General features: G+C 39.5%; 17 protein-coding genes and 2 pseudogenes. 16 read left to right on the top strand and 3 right to left on the bottom strand.

Annotation, left to right across the window (positions count from 1 at the left end; all coding sequences use genetic code 11):
• The 3 genes and pseudogenes from WA352_RS06035 to WA352_RS06045 form a co-directional block, all read left to right on the top strand.
• Positions 1-266 (top strand): annotated as a pseudogene (locus WA352_RS06035) (hypothetical protein); the annotation flags it as partial.
• Between the two features lie 49 nt (positions 267-315).
• Positions 316-906, top strand: a complete 591-nt coding sequence (locus tag WA352_RS06040; RefSeq protein WP_005313610.1) for a uracil-DNA glycosylase family protein — start codon at positions 316-318, stop codon at positions 904-906.
• Between the two features lie 21 nt (positions 907-927).
• Positions 928-1,551, top strand: a complete 624-nt coding sequence (locus tag WA352_RS06045) for a class I SAM-dependent methyltransferase (protein WP_005313613.1) — start codon at positions 928-930, stop codon at positions 1,549-1,551.
• Here WA352_RS06045 and WA352_RS06050 read toward each other — a convergent pair.
• Positions 1,548-2,037, bottom strand: a pseudogene (locus WA352_RS06050) (pyridoxamine 5'-phosphate oxidase family protein). The gene WA352_RS06045 and the pseudogene WA352_RS06050 sit on opposite strands and share 4 nt — an antisense overlap.
• 119 nt (positions 2,038-2,156) lie before the next feature.
• The gene (locus WA352_RS06055; protein WP_033132902.1) at positions 2,157-3,665 is read right to left on the bottom strand and encodes a phospholipase D family protein; all 1,509 of its coding nucleotides are present in this window, start codon (positions 3,663-3,665) and stop codon (positions 2,157-2,159) included.
• A gap of 297 nt (positions 3,666-3,962) precedes the next feature.
• Between WA352_RS06055 and WA352_RS06060 the strand changes: the two genes are divergently transcribed.
• From WA352_RS06060 to WA352_RS06115, 12 genes are all read left to right on the top strand, one after another.
• Positions 3,963-4,238: a metal/formaldehyde-sensitive transcriptional repressor gene (locus tag WA352_RS06060; protein ID WP_004653592.1), complete on the top strand. Its 276-nt coding sequence runs from the start codon at positions 3,963-3,965 to the stop codon at positions 4,236-4,238.
• 20 nt (positions 4,239-4,258) lie between these two features.
• Complete coding sequence (locus WA352_RS06065; protein ID WP_026057450.1) at positions 4,259-5,368, top strand: S-(hydroxymethyl)glutathione dehydrogenase/class III alcohol dehydrogenase; 1,110 nt, start codon at positions 4,259-4,261, stop codon at positions 5,366-5,368.
• Between the two features lie 59 nt (positions 5,369-5,427).
• Positions 5,428-5,784, top strand: coding sequence for a winged helix-turn-helix domain-containing protein (locus tag WA352_RS06070; RefSeq protein WP_005203818.1), 357 nt, complete (start codon positions 5,428-5,430; stop codon positions 5,782-5,784).
• Positions 5,785-6,032: 248 nt separating this feature from the next.
• On the top strand, positions 6,033-7,862 hold the full coding sequence (gene atzF / locus WA352_RS06075; protein WP_033132859.1) for an allophanate hydrolase: 1,830 nt from the start codon (positions 6,033-6,035) through the stop codon (positions 7,860-7,862).
• Between the two features lie 19 nt (positions 7,863-7,881).
• A complete protein-coding gene (uca, locus tag WA352_RS06080; RefSeq protein ID WP_033132858.1) occupies positions 7,882-11,487 on the top strand; it encodes an urea carboxylase in 3,606 nt (1,201 codons plus the stop codon).
• Between the two features lie 6 nt (positions 11,488-11,493).
• Positions 11,494-12,198, top strand: a complete 705-nt coding sequence (locus WA352_RS06085; protein WP_033132857.1) for a GntR family transcriptional regulator — start codon at positions 11,494-11,496, stop codon at positions 12,196-12,198.
• A 70-nt stretch (positions 12,199-12,268) separates the two neighbouring features.
• Positions 12,269-12,583 carry a hypothetical protein gene (locus WA352_RS06090; protein ID WP_033132856.1) on the top strand — a complete coding sequence of 105 codons (315 nt, stop codon included), beginning with the start codon at positions 12,269-12,271 and terminating at the stop codon, positions 12,581-12,583.
• Between the two features lie 209 nt (positions 12,584-12,792).
• Positions 12,793-13,671 carry an AraC family transcriptional regulator gene (locus WA352_RS06095; protein WP_033132855.1) on the top strand — a complete coding sequence of 293 codons (879 nt, stop codon included), beginning with the start codon at positions 12,793-12,795 and terminating at the stop codon, positions 13,669-13,671.
• A gap of 4 nt (positions 13,672-13,675) precedes the next feature.
• A complete protein-coding gene (locus tag WA352_RS06100; protein ID WP_033132854.1) occupies positions 13,676-14,689 on the top strand; it encodes an NAD(P)H-quinone oxidoreductase in 1,014 nt (337 codons plus the stop codon).
• 99 nt (positions 14,690-14,788) lie between these two features.
• On the top strand, positions 14,789-15,664 hold the full coding sequence (gene hchA / locus WA352_RS06105; protein WP_033132853.1) for a glyoxalase III HchA: 876 nt from the start codon (positions 14,789-14,791) through the stop codon (positions 15,662-15,664).
• Positions 15,665-15,907: 243 nt separating this feature from the next.
• Entirely contained in the window at positions 15,908-16,603 is a 696-nt protein-coding gene (locus WA352_RS06110) for a winged helix-turn-helix domain-containing protein (RefSeq protein WP_033132901.1), read from the top strand.
• Between the two features lie 119 nt (positions 16,604-16,722).
• On the top strand, positions 16,723-17,742 hold the full coding sequence (locus WA352_RS06115) for a 2-dehydropantoate 2-reductase (RefSeq protein ID WP_033132852.1): 1,020 nt from the start codon (positions 16,723-16,725) through the stop codon (positions 17,740-17,742).
• A 50-nt stretch (positions 17,743-17,792) separates the two neighbouring features.
• Here the strand turns inward: WA352_RS06115 and WA352_RS06120 are convergent, their stop codons facing one another.
• Positions 17,793-18,665, bottom strand: a complete 873-nt coding sequence (locus WA352_RS06120; protein ID WP_033132851.1) for a bile acid:sodium symporter family protein — start codon at positions 18,663-18,665, stop codon at positions 17,793-17,795.
• Between the two features lie 742 nt (positions 18,666-19,407).
• On the opposite strand from WA352_RS06120, the gene WA352_RS06125 reads away from it, so the two are divergent.
• Positions 19,408-20,469, top strand: coding sequence for an HlyD family secretion protein (locus WA352_RS06125; RefSeq protein ID WP_033132850.1), 1,062 nt, complete (start codon positions 19,408-19,410; stop codon positions 20,467-20,469).
• The last annotated feature ends 14 nt before the right edge of the window (positions 20,470-20,483 follow it).

Raw genomic sequence — 20,483 nt, forward strand, 5'->3', positions numbered from 1 at the left:
TAGCTATGGCTCACGGATTTGAAATTTCTAAATTTACAATTAAAGAATTAAAAAAAGATAAAAAAGTTGATCAATTTTTAATGGATTTGAATACACACTATAAAATCAACAATGATGTGTATGCTGGTTTTTTGCTTGGTAAACAACAAAATGAGATAGAAAATAAAACCAATCAATTAGTGAATGACTTGAGCGAAAATAATTATGATAAAAGAGAAAGTGTAGCTAAGCAGTTGATTATTCATAAACAATGTAATTTACTATAATAAATTCAAAAGATTTTTCACTCAATTTAAAATTTGGCTCTTTATATAAATGACTGATATAGAAATAGAAACACATCCATTGCAACCTTTTTTACCTGTGACTGCAAAGCTACTAATGTTGGGCAGTTTTCCGCCGCCGCAAACTCGCTGGAAGATGGATTTTTACTATCCGAACTATCAAAATGATATGTGGCGAATCTTTGGTCTGATCTTTTTTAATGATAAAGATCACTTTTTAGATTTGCCCAATAAAAACTTTAAAGAGCAACTGATTCGTGAGTTCTTAACTCAAATTGGTGTAGGAATTTTTGACACAGCCTATCAAGTGAAACGTTTGCAAGGTAATGCTTCTGATAAATTTTTAGAAATTGTCACGCCTACAGATTTATCCAAATTACTGGAACAAATTCCAATGTGCCATACCATCATGACTACAGGCGATAAAGCAACAGATACGCTGATGTTACACTTTCCAGAGCAAGCTAGTAAGCCTATGATTGGACAGTCGGTGCAGGTAAATTATGCTGATCGAGAGCTGAATTTATACCGATTACCGTCATCATCGCGAGCCTATCCATTAGCACTGGAAAAGAAAGCTGAAGCCTATAAGCAATTTTTTGAACAAATTGGCTTGGTATAAATATAAATAAGGGGGAAATAAATGCAGGATGTCGCAAGCCCAATTGATTTAAGAAATTTCGCTGATGCTTTGGAATGGCAAGAAACGGCGAATATAAAAAGGCCGTGGCGCAAGGACTTCTTTGAGTATTATGCCAATCTCATTAGACAGCATGTTTCTGAACAATATCAGGTACTAGAACTTGGTTCTGGGCCTGGTTTTTTAGCCCAACATTTGCTCTCACAGCTTACTAACATTGAATATACTGCTTTTGATTTTTCAGAAGCGATGCATCAACTAGCACAAGAAAAGCTCAATACTGTTGAAAGAGCACAGGCAACCTATATTATTGGAAGCTTTAAAGCTGCTGATTGGCAGAATACATTCTCTCAGAAGTATGATTTGATTATTATCCATCAAGCATTACATGAGCTTCGACATAAATGCTATGCAACCGATTTTCATAAAATCGTAAAAACCCTATTAAAACCTCAAGGCTATTATTTAGTGTGTGATCATTTGTGTGCAGCACATGCGATGCAAAATGATCAGCTTTATATGACCAAACAAGAGCATTTGGATGCACTTGAACAGGCATCTTTTACACAGATTAAGATGCCGTTAGAGATAGAAGGGCTGTGTTTGTTTGAAATGACTTTGGGTTAAGTTAAATGTGCCATCATCCGAGGATATTTAACCCATCTAAACGTATTGATTTTGAATTCTCTTACATGAGTAAATTCAGACCAAATCAATTGACTTCCTTTTGTCGATTGTAGCGGTTTAGTCCGCCGATCAACGGCAAGCTTTTCCTGTTCCGTGGCTGGACGTAAATCACCAATTTCGACATATAAGCGTATGCCAAAATGATGATCAAAATGACCTTTGATGAAGGACTTTAACCAGAACCACCTATTGGTATTAATCGCTTGAATACAAGCTTGGGTGTTTTGAATAAGGTTCTCACTTAGCTTTTCAGTATATGTATCAAAGAAATAAGCGGTTTGGTTGTCATTTAAAAAGATTGTGCCTATAGGGGTGATGGTCGGCTGCCCTGAAGGATCTACTGTTGCAATAGACGCATGTAAAGATGACTTGTGTGCAACAGCAAATACTTGCTGAATATTTTTTCCAATCTTTTTCCGAAATCATATGGTTATCTTTTATGTTAATTATAATCGTAACTTAGCACAAAATAATTAAAAAAATATCGCTCTTTAGAATGAAAAAAGAGGTCAATTCAGCAAATTAAATCTTATTGAATGGATGATTTACATCATCCATTCAACGGGAAAATAAGACACAAAGTGCATGGTAAAACGTTGGAATCTGGTACTTTCAGGATCGTGATGGTGCTCAATAACCTCACCATTTTCTTTATGTTCATACCACACAATATTGCCGTTTTGATCTAATTTGAGCTGATAAGCCACTTGTAATAAATGCTGATCCAGCATGGCGGTGATTTGGTCTTGTAAATGATCAGATTCCACTACTAAACCAACTTCAGTGTTTAAATGGGCAGAGCGTGGGTCAAAGTTAAACGAACCAATAAAAACTTTTCCATCAACATCAAAAAATTTGGCATGCAAACTTGAACGGTTCTTACCTTTTACAGGAATCACGCTCCCTGTCGCAATTTCATACCAAGTCCGTTTTTTACGTTCAATATTCGGTTTAAACTCATACAGTTGTACGCCATTTTGTAAAAGTGGTTTACGGTATTGGCTGTAAAAAGAATGCACCACGGCGACATCATTGGCCACCAAGCTATTGGTCAATACACGGACTTGGATACCATCTTTGGAGAGCTGATTGAGGTAGGTGGTTCCTTGTTTTGTAGGAACAAAATAAGCCGAGACTAATTCCATATGTTGTGCTGGTTTACCCATAATGTTCAGAACTTGAGCATATAAAAGCTCCTGATCTTTGGCTTGTCCTAAGGCCTTATTCGGATGATCTGCGACAAAATGTGCTTTTGCCCATTGGATTGGATAATTTTGTAGACGTAATTTTAAATAATCTTGAGCGGCTTCGAGTTTATCTTCGGTGGGTGTATCCACTTGATCTAAGGCTTTATAAGTATTTCTTAAACTTTCCAGTTGTTGAGGCGTACCAGAACCCATTAATTGTTGTGTTGAATAGCTGAGTTTATCTGACCAGAATTCATCGAAGACCTGTTCTGTTCGATCAACGGCTTTACCGTAGAACAAAATATCCATGTCGCTAAACTGAAACTGGTCACTAGCCTCAAAATATTCACTACTGATATTGCGCCCACCCGTTACTGCGATTGAATGATCGGCAATAGTGAGCTTATTGTGCATACGATGATTAATCTGTTTCAGTCTAAATACATAATCAATAAAACGTAAGTGCCTAAACTTATAAGGATTGAAAATACGGATTTCAAAATTTGGATGCTGGGCGAGGGCTTTTAAGGTTTTATCTAGTTTTATGCCATTCTGATCATCAATCAATAAACGGACTTTTACTCCGCGATCAGCTGCTTTGAGCAACTCATGCAGCATCATGTTGCCAATGGCATCGTCATTCCAAATATAATATTGTAAATCCAATTGATGCTTGGCATTTCGAATTAAATGAATACGGGAAGCAATACTTAAAAAGGCATCATCCAATGCTAAAAATGCAGTTAAACCTTTTTCAATATTAAGATCGGCTTGTGGATCATTCATCCACTTTGTTTTCGTATGCAAGGAGTTACTCCGATCATGGTTCTGATTGGGTGGCAAAGAACAGCCACCAATTCCTAACATGATAACAAGTGTCATTATCTTAAAATGGTATGAATTGTTTATCATTTTATTGATCAAGCGTGTGGATCCAACAGTAATGTATAGATGATTGATTTTCTTATATATCTAAATGCCGTTTTGTTCCAAGGGTGAAATGTAATTATAAAGATAATCAATGGGTTATCATTTCAATAATCTAATTTTCTATGTAAATACACTCCAATGGACACAGCCTTAATAGAATCTAGATCAACAAATATTGAGCTTAAGTACTATACTGGTGTATAGTATATTTTTAGATTTAATGTGGTCAACATTATGCCTAAACAGTTAGAGGATAAAAAAAAGATTCTCACGCGTGTAAGACGAATTCAAGGTCAGGTTCAGAGTGTGGAACGTGCATTGGAAAATGACACAGAATGTGCTGATATTTTGCAGCAAATCTGTGCAGTTCGTGGAGCATTAAATGGTTTGATGACGGAACTTCTCGAAATTCACCTCAAAGATACCTTAGTTGTTGGTGAATCGTCCGAGTTGCAACGCAGTCAAGAGCTCATTCAAGTCAGTAAAATTCTTAAATCTTATTTAAAGTAAAATTCAGGAGTGTCATTGTGATTAAATCTCGTGCAGCCGTTGCCTTTGCCGCAGGCGAACCATTACAAATCGTAGAGCTTGATGTTGAACCACCTAAAGCGGGTGAAGTCCTGATTAAAATTACCCATACAGGAGTGTGCCATACCGATGCCTTCACTTTATCAGGTGATGATCCAGAAGGTGTTTTCCCAGCAGTGTTGGGTCATGAAGGTGCTGGAGTAGTGGTGCAAGTTGGTGAAGGTGTGACCAGTGTTGCAGTCGGTGACCATGTGATTCCGTTGTATACCGCTGAATGTAAGGAATGTTTGTTCTGTAAATCGGGAAAAACCAATTTATGCGTTGCTGTTCGTGCAACTCAAGGTAAAGGTGTGATGCCAGATGGCACAACACGTTTTTCTTATAATGGACAACCGATTTATCACTATATGGGTTGTTCAACCTTTAGTGAATATACCGTCGTTGCAGAAGTGTCTTTGGCAAAAATTAATCCAGAAGCCAACCATGAACAAGTGTGTTTACTCGGTTGTGGTGTAACCACAGGGATTGGTGCGGTACATAACACGGCGAAGGTACAAGAGGGCGATAGCGTTGCTGTGTTTGGTTTGGGGGGTATTGGTCTTGCTGTAGTACAAGGTGCACGTCAGGCCAAAGCTGGACGTATTATTGTAGTAGATACCAATCCAGATAAATTTGAACTGGCAAAGCAGTTTGGTGCAACTGACTTCTTAAATCCAAAAGATTATGATCAGCCAATTCAACAAGTGATTGTTGAAATGACAGGTTGGGGCGTTGACCATTCTTTTGAATGTATCGGCAATACCAATGTGATGCGTTCAGCTTTGGAATGCGCACATCGCGGTTGGGGACAATCGGTGATTATTGGGGTTGCAGGTGCAGGTCAGGAAATTTCAACACGTCCATTCCAGTTGGTGACAGGACGTAAATGGATGGGAACTGCTTTCGGTGGGGTAAAAGGCCGTAGCCAATTACCGAAAATGGTAGAAGATGCAATGAAAGGTGAAATTGAGTTGGCACCATTTGTAACGCATACCATGCCGTTGGACGATATTAATCATGCCTTTGACCTAATGCATGAAGGTAAGTCGATTCGTACCGTGATTCACTTCTAATTTAAAAATGATAGGATTTGATGGTGTGAAATACATCATCAAATCTTGGGTAATATGCAATGTCAAAAGCACAATTAAAGCTACATGTGCGAATCTTATCTGATGAGCAGATTGCTTTTGGTCCAGGTAAAGCTGAGCTACTTGAAGCAATCCATCGTACAGGATCAATATCCCAAGCCGCGAAATCTATGGATATGAGTTATCGCCGTGCATGGCAATTGGTGGATACCATGAATCAATGCTTTCATTCCAATCTGGTCGATACCCAAACAGGCGGAACGCATGGTGGTGGTGCAGTGCTAACCGAATTGGGGCAAGTGGTGCTCAAGAAGTTTAGAGCCATGGAGCAGCAAGCAATTCAGGCTGTCGCAACTGAGTTTGAAGATCTAGCTAACTATCTAAAAGTAAATAAATAATCTTATAAATATAAATAATTTAAATAGTATTTCATGGTCTTTGTTTTGATCCTTTCTCTCTCAATAAAAATTTGCTGAGTTATAGCGCATAGGTATTTTTGTCGAATCTTTTTAGCACCATCATTAACCATTCAAACGAACTAGTATTTTAGTTTTTTACTAAGTTATTGATTTATATATTAAAAATACTTTTGGCACGCTTTCTGCTTTTATCTATTCAAACTTGTATACAAGATAGGATTCATAAAGTGAGCGAAATAAAAACTTTAGGCTGGACAATTTCTGAATGGCAAACAGCGTATTTAAAGCAAGAAATTCAACTCGATATTTTGCAGGAGTTAGTTTCAGCACTTGATCCTAAGGACGTTGCTTGGATTTCTCTTGCGAGTGCAGATTTAGTTGAGCAACAAATTCAATCTTTAAAGCAATTGACTCAAGATGCGGAAAATCTGCAAAAACAATTTCCTCTCTATGGTGTGCCGTTTGCAGTCAAAGACAATATTGATGTCGCTGGTTTTGTTACCACGGCAGCATGCAAGGCATTGAATCGTGTTGCAACACAAGATGCTGAAACGGTTCGATTACTTAAACAAGCAGGAGCGATTGTCGTTGGCAAAACCAATCTTGATCAATTTGCCACAGGCTTAGTTGGCACACGTTCGCCATTTGGGGCTGTACCGAATAGTTTTAAACCTGAATATGTCAGTGGTGGTTCAAGTTCAGGTTCTGCCAGTGTGGTAGCAAGAGGTTTAGTTCCATTTTCTTTAGGAACAGATACCGCTGGGTCAGGACGTGTGCCAGCAGCATTTAATAATATTGTCGGTTTAAAGCCAACCAAAGGGCGCTTTTCTAATCGTGGTTTATTACCTGCAGTAAAAAGTATTGATTGTATTTCAATCTTTGCTCTCACAGTGACTGATGCTGAATTGGTGGCTGCTCAAGTCGAAGCTTATGACACTTTAGATAGCTATTCACGTCAGCATCCTAAAAACGTACCTGCACGTTTTTCCAGCAAATTGAAATTTGCCATTCCGAATAAATTGAACTTCTTTGGTGACGAGCAAGCAGAAAAAGCCTTTCAACACACCATTCAATTACTGGAAAGCTTAAATGCTGAAATTACTCAAATTGATTTTTCTGCTTTTGAGCAACTTGCAGCACAACTTTATCAAGGCCCTTGGGTGGCAGAACGCACTGCAGCGGCTGCCGATCTCCTCAAAACCAATGCTGCTGATTTTGATCCGACCGTTTTAGAAATTATTCAACAAGGTGAAAAATATTCAGCAGTGGATGCCTACAATGCTGAATATTTAAAACAGGATTTGACTCGAAAAATCCAAGCTAGCTTGGCTGAGTTTGATGCCTTGATCGTGCCAACTTCACCAACGATTTATACCATTGAACAAATACAACAGCACCCGATTGAATACAACGCGCATTTCGGCACGTATACCAATTTCACCAACCTCGCTGATTTAAGTGCCTTGGCATTACCTGCAGGCTTTAGAGCTGACAACTTACCTTTTGGTATCACCTTAATTGCACCTGCTTGGCATGATGCAGCCTTGGTGCATTTCGGCAAAGCATGGCAGAACTATTTAGCACTGAAACTCGGTGCTTTAGATAAGACATTAGCTGTAGCAAGTGCACCGACTTTGCTGTCTCCTCACCATATTCGTGTTGCGGTTGTAGGGGCACATCTAACGGGAATGCCACTGAATTTCCAACTCACCACGCGTGGTGCCGTGCATGTCGAAACCACCAAAACCTCTCAGGATTATGCGCTGTATGCCTTGAATGGCACGGTTCCGCCAAAACCAGGTTTGGCTCGTCAGCAAGATGGACAAAGCATCATTGTCGAGCTTTGGGATGTACCAACAGCACGCTTCGGTGAGTTTGTAGCAGAAATTCCAACCCCATTGGGTATGGGCAATGTCGAACTTGAAGATGGCCGTTGGGTTAAAGGTTTTATTTGTGAACCCTATGGCTTAGGCGATGCGGAGAATATCAGCCATTTTGGCGGTTGGAGAGCGTATATCCAACATCGCAATAACCAAGTAGCAAATGCAGCCAATTAATTTTTAGGGGGAAATCATCATGTTTAAGACCGTACTTATTGCAAACCGTGGTGAAATTGCTGTTAGAGCAATTCGAACGCTGAAAAAATTAGGCATTACCAGTGTCGCGGTTTATTCGGACAGCGACCGTTATGCACAGCATGTACAGGATGCAGATGTCGCAATTGCACTAGATGGTTTAAAACCAGCTGATACTTATTTGAGTATCGAAAAACTGATTCAAGCCGCTAAACAGACTGGGGCAGAAGCAATTTTTCCGGGCTATGGTTTTCTGTCTGAGAGTGCAGATTTCTCTCGTGCTTGTGAAGAAAATAACATTGCCTTTATGGGGCCAACTGCAGAACAGATTCTAGAATTTGGTCTAAAACACCGTGCACGTGAACTTGCCGCAGCGGCGCATGTACCAATGACTCCTGGTACAGGCTTGTTGGACAGTTTGGAGGAAGCATTGACTGCGGCTGAGCGGATTGGTTATCCAATCATGCTCAAAAGCACTGCGGGTGGCGGTGGTATTGGCCTGACCCGTTGCGACACCCCACAAGCACTAGCAGATGCGTATGAAAGCGTGAAACGCCTAGGTGAGCAGTTCTTTAAAGACGCAGGTGTTTTTATTGAATGCTTTATTGATAAAGCACGTCATGTCGAAGTACAGATTTTTGGGGATGGTAAAGGTCAAGTAGTTGCGTTTGGTGAGCGTGATTGTTCATTGCAACGTCGTAACCAAAAAGTGGTTGAAGAAACACCTGCGGCGAACTTACCTGAAGCAACCCGTAAAAAGTTACATCAAGCTGCAGTAGAACTGGGGCGCTCTGTGAATTATCGCAGTGCAGGAACGGTTGAGTTTATTTATGATGCCAAGCGGGATGAGTTTTATTTCCTTGAAGTGAATACTCGTTTACAGGTGGAGCATCCAGTAACGGAAATGGTGACAGGTCTTGACCTGATCGAGTGTATGCTCAAAGTCGCGGCTGGCGATGCATTGGATTGGGAGTATCTCAGCAATATCCAACCGCAAGGGGCTGCAATTGAAGTCCGAGTCTATGCTGAAGATCCTGTTAAAAATTTCCAGCCAAGTCCGGGTGTGCTTACAGAAGTCTCATTTCCAGAAGGTATTCGTGTTGATACTTGGGTGAAAACAGGCACCGAAATTTCCCAGTATTTTGATCCAATGATTGCCAAGATTATTGTGCATGCGGAAGATCGAGCTACTGCGATTGAAAAACTAAAAGTGGTTTTAGCTGAAACACGTTTAAATGGCATCAGCACCAACTTGGACTATGCACGTGCGATTGTTTCTGACCAACGATTTGAATCCATGCAAATCTGGACACGTATGCTGGATGATTTTGACTATTCACCAAAAGTCATTGAAGTGATCCAAGCAGGTACACTCAGTTCAATTCAAGACTATCCAGGGCGTACAGGCTATTGGGATATTGGTGTACCGCCATCAGGTCCTATGGATGATTATGCATTCCAACTGGCTAATCGCATTGTGGGTAATGATGCAAAAGCAGCTGGGTTTGAATTTACCTTGGTGGGGCCAAGCTTAAAGTTCCATGCTGATACCACCATTGCACTCACAGGCGCGAGCTGTACTGCTGTGCTAGATGATCAACTTATTGCTTTTTGGCAACCGATTAAGGTCAAAGCAGGTCAAACTTTAAAAATAGGTCAAGTGGCTTCCGGCTGCCGTACTTACTTAGCCGTGCGTGATGGACTGGATGTACCCCTATATTTGGGTAGCCGATCAACCTTTGCATTAGGTAATTTTGGTGGTCATGCAGGACGGACTTTACGTGTTGGCGACATGATCAAAATGGTTGATGCAGAACTTGCCAGTGCGGAATTACCGCTGGCAACGGAGACACCACAAGCCTTATCCAAAGATCTCATTCCAGAATACAGCAATGAATGGGAAATCGCAGTGCTGTATGGACCGCACGGCGCACCTGATTTCTTTAAACCTGAATATGTGGAAGAATTCTTTGCCTCTGAGTGGACGGTTCACTTTAACTCAAACCGTTTAGGGGTCAGACTTTCAGGTCCGACACCGAGCTGGGCAAGAGAGAATGGCGGTGAAGCCGGTCTACATCCATCCAATGTGCATGACTGTGAATATGCCATTGGTGCGATCAACTTTACCGGTGATTTCCCTGTGATTTTGGCAAAAGATGGTCCTAGTCTTGGTGGATTTGTTTGTCCTGTGACCATTGCCAAAGCCGAGTTATGGAAAGTAGGCCAACTGAAAGCCGATGACAAAATCCGTTTTTATCCTATCACGGCGGAACAAGCCAATGCGTTAGAGCGTAAGCAAATCGATAATATTCAGAACTTTGCAGATGCCACCAAAGTCGTTGAAACCATTGAACCTGTTCAAGACGTGTTTACCACCATTTTGGCTCAACGTGAACCAACTGATTTATCACCAAAAACTGTGTATCGCCAAGCAGGTGATAGCTATATCTTACTCGAATATGGTGAAAATGTTTTAGATTTGGCGCTTCGTCTGCGTGTGCATCAACTGATTCAAATGATCCGTGATGCCAATCTTGCAGGTGTTTTGGAACTGTCACCGGGCGTACGTTCACTACAAATCAAATATGATGGTCTGGTGATTCCTCAAGCTGAGCTCATTCATCAATTGCTTAAACTTGAAGATGAAATGGGCGATTTAAGCCAGCTTAAGATTCCATCGCGTATTGTACATTTGCCAATGGCGTTTGAGGACAGTGCGACTTTAGGTGCAGTGGAGCGTTATCAGGAAAGTGTGTGTGCTAAAGCGCCGTGGTTGCCGAATAATGTTGATTTTATCCAACGAATTAATGGGCTTGCACATCGAGATGAAGTCAAAGACATTATTTTCGACGCCAATTATTTAGTACTCGGTTTGGGCGATGTCTATCTAACAGCGCCATGTGCGGTGCCGATTGATCCACGTCACCGTTTACTCAGCTCTAAGTACAATCCTGCACGTACTTTTACTGCGGAAGGTACTGTTGGTATTGGTGGGATGTACATGTGTATTTATGGTATGGATTCACCGGGTGGTTATCAGCTGATTGGGCGAACGTTGCCGATCTGGAACAAGTTTAAAAAGAACAAGCAATTTGGTGATAAACAATGGTTCTTGCAATTCTTTGACCAGATTAAATATTTCCCTGTGACTGAAGCTGAACTGAATGAGTGGCGCGCAGATTTTGAAAATGGTCGCGCTCAAATTCAGATTGAAGAAACTGAGTTTGACTATGCCGACTATGTGCAGTTCTTAGACAAAGAGGCTGAAAGTATTGCTGCATTTAAGGAGAAGCAACAACAGGCCTTTAGTACTGAGGTGAGTCGCTGGAAAGAGGAATTTGCTGCACAACCTGAACAGCATGTAGAACAAGCCAATCAGGTCGATTACAGCCATCTTTCTTCTTTAAATGCATCAATGACAGGTAATATCTGGAAGATCTTTGTGGAACATGGTCAAGAGATTAAAAAAGGTGAAACTGTTGCTATTATTGAAGCCATGAAAATGGAGTTACCTGTCTATGCGGAAGAGGATGGTATTGTTAAGGCCATTATTTGTAGAGCAGGGCAAACCGTACACAGTGGTGAACCATTGGTCTATATGGAATAAGCTTGAATGAAAGAAGCGAACATCAACATAAAAAGTACAACTAAAGGCTCAGACAATTTGTCTGAGCTGGTTTACCAACGCATCAAGAATGATATTTTTGATTTCAAATTGATGCCAGGTGAACGCTTTACTGAGTCAGAAGTTGCCAAAGCCTATGATGTGAGTCGGACCCCAATCCGACAAGCCTTGTATCGCTTGCAACAAGAGGGCTATGTTGATGTGAGTTTTCGGAGCGGTTGGCAGATTCGACCGCTCAATTTTCGTTACTATGAAGAGCTATACGATGTGCGTATTGTTCTAGAAAAAGATTCAATTCGGAAACTCTGTCAGATTGACCACCACAATTCGGTTGAGCTGTCGGTGTTAAAAGACCTCTGGTTAATACAACCTTCTGAGTATTTAAAAGACATTAAACAACTTTCTCAGCAAGATGAGGATTTTCATTGTGCTTTGGTCCGAGCTTCAGGTAATAATGAAATGGCGCGGATTCATCGAGACTTAAGTGAGCGTATTCGGATTATTCGCCGTTTGGATTTTTCTAAAGATTATCGGATTGACGCAACTTATCAAGAACATCAAAAAATCTTGGGTTTTATTTTCGATCGACACACTGAACAAGCGATCAATGCGATTGAAGCGCATATTATGCAAAGTCGTGATGAAGTGAAAAAGATTACCTTACAGATGTTGGATTCGAGTCAGTTTTATTAGATTGACGGTGTTAGTATTTATACGATAAATCTAAACTAAATTATCGAATAACATAAATAAGGTGTTAACAATGTCGGAATCAATTTGGTCTGAGCAGGGCGATCAAGAAATATTAGCTGTAGAGCTTAATATATATAAATTTTGTGAAGAACAAAAATTGGAACTTTTCGAGTTTTATGAGGAGGGCTTAGGAAAAGTTCTAGCAACTCATATCTATGAAGAAAAAGGATTTCCTGTAGTTTTTACAAAATATCTAGATGCACCTTTTTCTTGTGTTAATGTAGCTATTGATGCCTCTTGCAATAATGTAAAAGAATGGGAAGACCGTTTAATTAATAAATATTTTAAGAACTACCAAATATATTTTAAATTATCTGAAAGCTAGGAGACGGTCAAATAATCATGGTTTTGAGGGAGAAGACTGGGGAGCATCAGGTGTATGGAAAGAGTGCCTGAACTTGGAGATTATTTTAGTGAGATAAAGCTAGGCTTCACAAAACTCTCTTTTCCATGCCTAATTCTGCATAAAACTAACAGTTTTTATCTGTTTGCTATTTAATAATAAAAATCACATTTCAAATCATCAGACGACACATGATGAATGACCAAACACTGATCAATTTATTTCTAAAACTGGTACATAAAGAAGGTTTTTTTGCTACCTCGATTGATGGCATTACCTTGATGCGTGTTGACCACAACACACCACCGATTGCAGTATTACAAGAACCAACCCTCGTGTTTGTATTGCAAGGGCAAAAACGTGGCTATATCGGCACAGAGACTTATTCATTCAAGCAAAGCGAATGTTTAATTGTCTCAGTTTCCATGCCCTTTGATTGTGACACTATTGCCAGTCCAGAAGCACCAATGATTGCGATCAGCATGAAGTTAGAGGCAGATACTGTAAATGAGCTACTGGCTAAAACCTATTTTGAAAATTACCAGTTTAAGCCACTCACCACAGGAATGAGTGTGATCCGGTATGATCAAACGATATCGAATGTTCTTATCCGTTTATTAAATACATTGACGTCTGAACAGGATGTATTGATCTTGGGGGATCAAATTAAAAGGGAATTGCTTTATCGCGTTATTCAACATTCAGGTGCGGATGCCTTAACAGGCTTGGTCGCTCAGGGCAATCTCAGACCGATTTATAAAATTTGTGAATATATTCAACATCATTTTACCGAAAAATTAACAGTTGAGATGCTCGCAGAACAGGCCAATATGAGTACTTCTGCATTTCATAAGGCCTTTAAACAAGTCACACAATATTCACCATTGCAATATTTGAAAGTGGTTCGGTTGCATAAGGCAAAACAATTGTTGCAAAACGCAGACCAAAGTGTGGCTCAAGCGGCTTATGCTGTTGGATATCAGAGCTCTTCTCAATTTAGCCGAGAATTCAAAAAGCAATTTGGTTTTCCTCCAAAACATGCCGATACTAATACTCAAATGGAGTCATGATTAAATGAATCAAAATAGCGTAGAACAAATGAAATATATCGAAATTACACAAGCGGGCGGTCCAGAAGTATTACAAGTGACTCAAGGACCTCGACCAGAGATTAAAGCAGATGAAGTGCTCATTGAAGTCTACGCAACAGGAATCAACCGACCTGACATTCTACAGCGTCAAGGATTATACCCAATGCCTAAAGGGGTCACTCCCATCCCTGGGCTAGAGGTTTCAGGTGTAATTAGTCAAGTGGGTGATGACGTCACAAAGTTCAAGGTCGGTGATAAGGTCTGTGCACTGACGAATGGTGGTGGCTATGCAGAATACTGTGCGGTACCAGCCAACCAAACCTTAAAAATCCCAAAGAATCTGAGTTTTGTCGAAGCGGCTGCTATCCCTGAAACCTATTTTACCGTTTGGGCAAATTTATTTCAGATTGGACAGTTGAAAAAGAATGAAACCGTACTGATCCATGGTGGAGCCAGTGGTATTGGTTCCACAGCAATCAGCTTATGTCATGCGATGGGTATTAAGAACTTCTCCACTGTTGGGAGTGGTGACAAAGTTGAAAAATTAGCTTCAGTATCACAGGTAATTAACTACAAAACACAGGATTTTGAAAAAGAAGTTTTGGCCCAAACCGATGGTCAAGGTGTAGATGTGATTTTGGATATTATTGGTGCCGCTTACTTTAATCAAAACCTGAGATTATTAAAGCGTGATGGTCGATTGGTGATTATCGGTTTTATGGGTGGCAGAAAAGTCGATGGCTTTGATATACAAGAATTGATGTTAAAACGGGCAGTTGTCACAGGTTCGACAATGCGTGCCAGAACCAATGTTGAGAAAGCCCAAATTACCCAAGAACTTGAGCAGTTTGTCTGGCCTTTAATTGAAGCGGATCAATGCAAGCCAATGATCTATAAAACTTTTGCATTTGATGAAGTAGCTCAGGCACATCAATGTCTGGAAAGCAGCCAACATACGGGCAAAGTGGTACTCGAAATTAAGTCTGAATTTGCCTAATTGTGTTCAATCCATGCCTGTTCATACTCAAAACTTGAGTGTGGCAGGTGACTCAAGCAGTATGCATATAAACATAACGACCTGATGAGGAATCTCAAAATGACAACAAATCCTGATGATCGCAACCCAAGTCCAGACCATGCAGAAGACAATGCTTTTTTCCCATCGCCATATTCGCTGAGCCAATACACCTCGGCAAAAACAGATTACGATGGCACGACTTACCCAAATCCATACCAAGGCGACAAACGGATTTTAATGATTGCAACAGATGAACGTTATATCTTGATGCAAAACGAAAAATTCTTTTCTACGGGAAATCATCCAGTTGAAATGTTATTGCCAATGTTCCACTTGGATAATGCAGGTTTTGCCTTTGATGTGGCAACACTTTCGGGCAATCCAGTTAAATTGGAAATGTGGGCAATGCCGAATGAAGAACAAGTGGTCTTAGATACGTATAAAAAATATGAAAAGCAACTCAAAGCACCGTTGAAGTTAGCAGATATTCTGGAACAAGCTTTAAGTACAGATTCACCTTATGCGGGTATCTTTATTCCGGGTGGACATGGTGTTCTTGCTAAGATTCCAGAAAGTAAAGAAGTCAAACAGCTATTAAAGTGGGCCATTAAAAATGATAAATATGTGATTACGTTATGTCATGGGCCAGCCTCATTGCTTGCAGCAGCTGTAGATGAAGATCCGCAGAATTATATTTTTAAGGACTACAAGATTTGTGTGTTCCCTGATTCCCTAGACAAAGGTGCAAATATTGATATCGGCTATATGCCAGGACAATTGCCTTGGTTAGTGGGGGAAAATCTTGAAAAGCTAGGTGTCGAAATCTTAAATAAAGGCATCACAGGGCAGGTTCATCAAGATCGTAAACTATTAACAGGTGATAGCCCATTGGCTTCAAATAATCTAGGAAAACTTGCCGCGGCAACTTTATTGGCAGATCCTAATCTTCAATAAACCTTGTTATTGGAATATCTAAAAGCCTAGCTTAATTGCTAGGCTTTTATTTTTTATGAACTCGGCGAAACGTCTTAAAGCATCTTTTTGCAGATCTATCTTGCTTCAAAAGCTGAATTTTTATATTGATCTATTGCAGAAATGAACATTGAAATGACACCAAAATTACATTTATGTCATTCAAAACTATTTAAAGTAGTACAACGTTATTATCTTCTTAAGCAGGGCTTTAATAGGTTTAAGATGAAAATATTACTAGTCGAAGATGAGCAAAAAATAGGGAGTTATCTTAACCAAGCATTATCAGAAGCAGGTTATATGGTCGACTGGGTCACAGATGAAATAACAGGTAAGCATCTTGCGTTATTGTTTAGTGAATATGATTTAGTGGTCTTGGATGTTATGTTTGCTGGTTTAAATGGCTGGAATATTTTGCATGATGTGGGCAAGAATGGAAAAACCATGCCTATTTTGTTTTTGATTGCGCGTGATCAAATTGAAGAGCGAATGAAAGGGCTTGGCCTTTCATTTACTTTGGTAGAGCTTCTCACAAGGATCAAAGGTCTATTGAGTAGAGAGCAGTGGAATCATGAAATCAATCGAATTTGTGTTGCCGACCTTGAACTTGATTTATGGAAACGCAGTGTAAGCCGAGCGGGAAAACGGATTAATCTTACAGCTCAAGAATATGCATTGATTGAGTTATTCATGAGTAGACGTGGAGAGGTCTTACCGAGAGCATTAATCGCTTCACAGATTTGGGATATAACCCACGATGCAGACACTAAAATGATTGAAGTGGCGATTAGTCGTTTAAGAAATAAGATTGACCGTAATTTTCTTCCTAAACTCATCCATAACATTTATGGAATGGGTTATGTATTGGCAGAATGGCATGGGGCACTAAAAAATAAAGAAAAAGAAGATGTTCCTGAATGAACTTTGCTCAATCTTAAATTCTGTGCTTAGAAATAAATTTGTCAGCCAAGTGACAACTTAACTCCATGTTTTGGGTTAAAGTGATGTTGTTAAGAAATAGAATCCAGCAAGGAAAATCAATGAAAATATGTATTTATGGGGCTGGAAATATTGGATGTTATCTTGGTGGAAGATTAGCAGCAACAGGGTATGATGTTGACTTTATTGTGCGTCCCCAAATACAACAACAATTGCAATGCTATGGACTGACTGTTTCGGACTATCTAGGTGAAAAGAATAGTGTTCCAGCGAGTAAGCTGCAACTTAGTACTGATCCAAACATTGCTGCTCAGGCTGATATCATTTTTGTCTGTGTAAAGTCTGCCGCAACCGAACAAGTTGCACATGAGTTAAAAGAAACTCTTAAGAAAAATACCATCATTATTAGTTTTCAGAATGGCTTAAGTAACGTCGGAATTCTAAAGCAGGTTTTATCCGAACATACAATTCTTGAAGGTATGGTGCCTTTTAATGTCGCTGCTTTGGGAAATGGGGTTTTTCATCAAGGTACAGATGGGGCGCTGTATGTGAAAAAACATGCGGGCTTGAATGAGCTTGTCATCGCATTTAATAGCGCTCAGCTTGAACTGAAACTTGAAGATGATATGCAGGCAATTCAATGGGCAAAGCTATTACTAAATCTGAATAATTCAGTGAATGCGTTATCTCAGCTACCACTCAAACAGCAACTTTCAATTCGAGCCTATCGTCAATGCTTGGCAATGGCGCAGATTGAAGCTTTAGAGCTACTTAAAATCGCAAAAATTAAGCCTGCACAATTGACCGCTTTACCAGCACAGTTCGTGCCATTTGTATTAAAACTGCCCAATTCTATTTTCAATATCGTGAGCAAGAAAATGCTGGCGATTGATCCGTTGGCACGCTCATCAATGGCAGATGATCTTATGGCGGGGCGAGCCACCGAAATTGACTGGATTAATGGTGAAGTTGTTCGTTTAGCAACGCAATTAAATTTAAAAGCACCAATCAATCAAAAGCTGATTGAGTTAATTAAACAAGCTGAAATCACACCCAGAGCATGGTCAGCCAAAGCACTTAGAAATCAGTTGGAAGCGGTGAGTAAAACTGGATTTAAATAAAAGCCATAGCATATTTCTTTATATGCTATGGCGGTGATGATTTAAAAAAGTTAAGCTTTAATCGTTTCCTGAGTGCCAAATCGTGTAATCAAAGTCCCAAAGATAGTCGCGAAAATATACATAAAAATTGAGTAGACCGCAGCAGGCATGGCAATGGTGGTACTCGCCATAATGGTGAGTGCAATGGTCATGGCCAGCGTACTATTATGAATACCAATCTCAAACGCGCATGCACGAGCTTGATAAGAGCTGATTCCAAACAGTCGTGGTACAAAATAACCGACACATAGACTAATTGCACAAAATAAGGCAGTTGCAAAGCCAATTTGCCCGATATATTCGATCAGGTTATTTCGTTCTTTTATAATTGCGCCAAGGATGATAATGACAAGAAAAACCACCGCAAAGATGCGCACAGGGCGATTCAGTTTTTCTGCGGTATGCGGCGCATAATGACGGATTAGCATCCCAATACAAACAGGGACCAGAATGATGGCAAAGACTTGCAGGACTTTTGCAAATTGTAGTCCGACTTGTTGGCCTTCATTCATAAAATGCAAAATTGAGAAATTGACAATAAACGGTAAAAAGATGGCGGCAATAATGGCATTAATTGCGGTTAATGTAATATTTAGTGCGATATCACCTTTATACAAATAGCTGAATAGATTTGCGGTTGATCCACCAGGAGAAGCGGCAAGTAACATCAAACCGACTGCCAGAAGCGGCGGTAAAGCCAATATTTTACAAATTAAAAATGCAATGCCGACCAATAAAATAAGCTGACAAAACAAAGCAATGATCACCGCTTTGGGATGTTTGCTTACTCGTGCAAAGTCTTTGAGTGTGAGCTCCAAACCCAGCCCGGCCATGACAATCGCCAAGGCGATCGGTAGAAAAAGTGTGATTAGTCCAGAATCCATAAGCAGTCCTTCTTTTAGATCAATATTATTTTTCCAATTTTCTGGTTGTTTTGTCTGATCAGATTACAACTTACCGGTATCTAAGTTGATATAGTTCACATCTGAGCAAGACCTATAAACAGCAGTATTTAGCAATACTTTAAATTTTTACTATGCAAAGTAATGAATTAGCACATTTAGGTTATTAATTCTAATGATTTGTTTAGCTTAAATACTTTATTCACTTTTGCAAAAACTATTTGTGCGATAGTGCACAATTTGATTGAATTAAAATATGAAAATTAATAGGAGAAAAATCACTTTTTTTGCAAAAATTACATTTCTATAACGCTTCGGCTTTTTGGCATTTTACTATTTTTATGCTCATAAATAGATTAGAAAAGTAAGATGATTAAACTAAATGGTAAAAATATTAGTGAAGCTGAATTTAATAATTTATTTAAATTAAACAATAATATAGGTTTAATTTTTTACAAATGAAAACACGAATCATTTATGCTTGTGCTAAAATTTCACAAATCTTTAATAAAAGCTTTATACCATTCGAACAATTGGCAGAAATAGAAAAATGATATGCACAAATGGTCAATGACATATTATTCCATTAAGAATGATAATTTGCGCCAATTATTACATTGTAACTATTTATTTATACACAATTAAGTGAAAAGTTACGTGAAAAGATGACCATTTAACCGTGGCTCAAAATAAAAACTGTATATTACAAAATAGCGGAATAAATATGGATAACGTAGCTCAGCTCGAAACTGATACTAATTTCCAAAGTCGAAAAAAAATAACTTGGGTTGTGTTTAGTGTACTCATCTTATTTCTGATCTTAGGCATCGCGTATTATTTTTTGGTCTATCGATTCTATCAATCTACCGATAATGCCTATGTCCAAGCTGATGTCACTTGGGTGATGCCAAAAATCTCAGGTGAAGTCGTTGAATTGATTATTAATGACAATCAGTTTGTGAAAAAAGGAGAAGCTTTGGCTATTTTAGATCATCGTGATTATCAGGCACGTTATGATCAGGCGAAATCAGTAGTCACCTTAAAACAAGCTGCGCTTGCTGTTCAGCAACAGAATGAAAAGTCTGCAAAATCATCGATTAGTGAAGCCAATAGTGGTGTGGTTGCTGCCCAAGCAGATTTATCTCGTTTGAAAAAAGATTTCAATCGTTATCAAGATTTACTCAAAGACGGGGTGATTACCCGACAAAATTTTGAAGGCATACAATCCCAATATTTAACGGCTCAAGCACAATTGAGTAAAGCCCAAGCTGCAGTTAATGCCGCAGAGGCACAGCTCGGCAGTTTACAAGCCAGTCGTGCACAACTACTGGCAGATATTCAGAATGCCAATGCGACTTTGGATCTTTACCAGATTGACCTTTCATCTTCAAAAGTGATTAGCCCTGTTACAGGAAAGGTCGGCAGTCTTTCGATCCAGAAAGGTTCTCGTGTTTCACCACAAACACGTTTAATGGCAATTATTCCTGAGAAAAGTTTGTATGTACAAGCAAACTTCAAAGAAACCCAAATCGAGAAAATGCATATTGGGCAGGAAGTTAAATTAAAAATTGATGCTTATCCAAGTCTGACTTATACAGGGAAAATCGAAAGCTTTTCTCCAGCATCTGGCGCGACCTTTTCACTCATGCCACCAGACAACGCCACAGGAAATTTTAATAAAGTGGTGCAACGTATTCCTGTGCGGATTGCCATTGATTCAAGTCCACATATTGACCTTATAAAACCTGGAATGTCCGTCAGCGCGACTGTTGATTTAAGAACTTAATCAGAAAAGTTTTG

Source organism: Acinetobacter sp. 102, assembly GCF_037028485.1.
GTDB lineage: Bacteria > Pseudomonadota > Gammaproteobacteria > Pseudomonadales > Moraxellaceae > Acinetobacter > Acinetobacter higginsii.